The 3,087-nt window shown below is 40.5% G+C and carries 5 protein-coding genes; all 5 read left to right on the forward strand.

Translation table 11 applies throughout. The annotated features are described in order from the left end of the window. On the forward strand, positions 1-732 hold a 732-nt coding region (locus tag ACH2CJ_RS06175), incomplete at its 5' end, for a S49 family peptidase (protein WP_394991378.1). Between the two features lie 40 nt (positions 733-772). Further along, positions 773-1,741, forward strand: a complete 969-nt coding sequence (locus ACH2CJ_RS06180) for a hypothetical protein (RefSeq protein ID WP_394991379.1) — start codon at positions 773-775, stop codon at positions 1,739-1,741. 55 nt (positions 1,742-1,796) lie between these two features. Next, on the forward strand, positions 1,797-2,210 hold the full coding sequence (locus tag ACH2CJ_RS06185; RefSeq protein WP_394991381.1) for a hypothetical protein: 414 nt from the start codon (positions 1,797-1,799) through the stop codon (positions 2,208-2,210). Between the two features lie 34 nt (positions 2,211-2,244). Continuing rightward, on the forward strand, positions 2,245-2,790 hold the full coding sequence (locus ACH2CJ_RS06190; protein ID WP_394991382.1) for a hypothetical protein: 546 nt from the start codon (positions 2,245-2,247) through the stop codon (positions 2,788-2,790). A 12-nt stretch (positions 2,791-2,802) separates the two neighbouring features. Continuing rightward, positions 2,803-3,087, forward strand: a 285-nt coding sequence (locus tag ACH2CJ_RS06195) for a hypothetical protein (protein ID WP_394991383.1), incomplete at its 3' end; no start/stop codon positions are given.

Raw genomic sequence — 3,087 nt, forward strand, 5'->3', positions numbered from 1 at the left:
ATTTTGGGCAAGTTAGGGGCAAAATATGCTGATGTATTTGGCACTTTGGCATTCGACAAAGACTTAGGTTATGCCGAAGCTCTTGATGGAAAGCCTGAAAAGATGCAACAATTGCTTATCAATCCTCACAACGAAATGTTTGTGAATGATGTGCTACGCTACCGTCCACAAATCAACGAATCTGCTACGCATGGGGCGGTATACCTTTCAGAAGAAGCCATTACTATGGGGCTTATAGATGAAGTTGGAAGCATGCAAGATGCCATTACAAAGGTTTTTGAGCTATCAAAAACCAAATCAAAAACTCAATTAAACTCTCAAAATAATCCAAAATCAATGTCAAACATTTTTAAAACCGTAGTTGCGGCATTAGGCTTTACTGTTGCTGCAAAAACCGACAATACTGAGCCTACTGAAGAAGACTATGCCAATGCTTTGGCAACTGGAATCTCTCAGAAAATCTCAGGATTTGAAACCGAATTGCAGGCCCTGAAAGATGCTCAACCGCAAGGAATCACCGAAGAAGCACTGAATACAAAGCTCGAAGGATTAGTTTCAAAAACCGCTTTTGAAGAATTGCAAGGAAAATTTAATGCCGAAGTTGAAGCCCACAAAGCAACATCTGCATCATTAACCGAATTGCAAAGCAAGGTCCCAGGTGCAGGAGCAACCACTCCACCAGCAGGAGCAGACGCAAGCCCATCGGCAGAGTCATGGACGCCCATCGTTTAAATAAATCCAAACAAAAAAAACCCTTTAATTTTCAAAAATAATGCCATTAGTAAATGCACTCAATGTTGCTGCTTTATTAGCTTATGCGGGCAAATATGCCACCGTAGTAATCGAGTCAGAAAAACAAGAATTGGAAGTATTGAGACACTTTCAAGTTGATACTGCGATAACCAGTTCAAAGCGATTCCCGAAAATGGTAATTGGCGATATGCTTGGAGCGTACACAGGAGACGATGATACAACAGGTAACGAAATTGTATTCTCAGACCGTGAATTAAAAGTAACCGTTGGCGATTTCAAAATGGCAATTGATCCAGAAGTTTTGCGTAACACATTTGCGGGTCAAGATTCAAAAATAACTGATGGTAAAATTCCGATGGAGGAAGCTTTTATCAGATATTATATGCGTCAGGGTTTTGCTCAGTTCAACAATGGCGTGTTCTGGAAAGGAGACACCACATTAGCAAATACAACACCAAATAAGGCAAAACGCATGATGGATGGGCTTGAGAAAGACCTATTAGCAGCTATTGCTGCAACTGAAATTGTTCCCATTACTACTGCAGCATTTAATTCAGGCACAGGCTGGGGAGCTGCTTATACTGATGGAAACACAATTCAAGGTATTGAAGCTGTATGGAATGGACTAAAGGCACCTTATCGCCAGAAAAAAACACACATGTATTTGTCAGAATCAGTTTTTGTGAAACTTATTGACCAATATACACGCCGTCAATCGAATGTAGATTACCTGGACTCAAGCTCAGATACTATCATCTTGAAAAATACGGGTGGCAAATGTATGGTTCATAAGTGTTTTTGGTTGGGTGACTCACAGCGTGTAATTGCTGCCAACGACGGAGCAATCATTGTTGGAACGGACAAGCCAACATTTGTTTCAGACCTGAAAATTCAGGAGCGTGGCTACAAAGCCTTGTATTTGTCGAAAATGGTAGCGGGTGTACGTATCATTGACACCGAAGCCGTAAGCTGTAATAACTTAGTTTAATCAATAACCAAAGTAGGGCTTATTTCTAAGCCCTACTTCAAAATATTCTTTCAAAATGTCTCCTGAAGAAATAGCAAAATTAAAGGCTGAATTAGCAGCCGCAAAAGATGCCGAAGCCGAAGCTAAAGCCGTCAACGATTCATTATCTGCACAAGTAAAAACTGCGACAGAAGCAGAAGCCGAAGTCAAAGCACAAAATAAAATATTAGCAGCAGAAGCCAAAGCCGCAAAAGATGCCGAAGTCGAAGCTAAAGCCGTGAACGAAGCATTATCTGCACAAGTAAAAACTGCGACAGAAACTGCAAAAGCAGGTGGTGTGAAAACCAAGAAAATTGGTGAAGTTACTTACAAAATACCGTATCCTTCGGTTAACCACAAAGGCACTATAATAACTGCCGAAAAAGTTGCCAAAGAAAAAAACGAAGACATACTCGCTGAGTATATTGAGTTTGGCATTTTGGTAAAATAGTTAAAATTTAATAACGCTCTAAATAATTATCATAATGCCAAATTGCGTAAAACCAAACCCAAAGAAACTCAAACGCCCAAGCGTAAACAGTTGTCCGACTGGTTTTTTAGACTACTTTTGGATAGCCCTTGACGAAGACTTGGTAACGTATCCTGCGGCACCAGTATTGACAGCAGCGATGACCTACGAAACTTTTGCGACTGCTACAGGTAGTTTTGGAAGCACTCCAGTTTGGTCGAAAATTCAAGTAAAAAAGGGCACTTTGAAATGCGATTATAAGTCATTGAACTTGAAAGATTCATCGGCAATCGAAGTTTCGGTGATGTTTGAACTTGATAGCTCAGCATCAACTTTAGGTTTCTTGGAAATGTATAAGCGTGCCGACATACAGGTTGTATTGCCAAAAGCAAATGGCGATATGATTTGGCAAGGTCGCCAAGAGTCGCCTGCACAAATTGAAGAAGTTGCGATTGCCCAAAGCATCGAAAAAACAGCCGATTCAATTACCATCAAGTCAAGTCCTTTTTCTTACTTGTATTTAGCCTCTGGTACAGTAATCACGCCAGTTGTTGAAGCCTAAACCTGACCCGAAATGCCAGCTTGCGTAAAACCAAACCCGAAAAAGCTCAAACGCTCAAGCGTGAACAGTTGCCCAACTGGCTTCTTTGATTATTTCTATTTGGCGATTGACGAACAGTTTACTTCTTATCCAGGATTATTCGATATTTCGCCTTCAGCTTTGTATGAAAACTATGCTACGGCAACAGGTCACTTTTGTACGGCAGATTATCCACTTCGAACGATTGAATATGAAAAAATATTCCTAACGGATGTTTGGTCGAAAATAGAGGTTAAGAAAGGTAGTTTGAAACTTGAG

This window comes from Emticicia sp., from assembly GCF_043780375.1.
In the GTDB taxonomy this organism is placed as follows: domain Bacteria; phylum Bacteroidota; class Bacteroidia; order Cytophagales; family Spirosomataceae; genus Emticicia.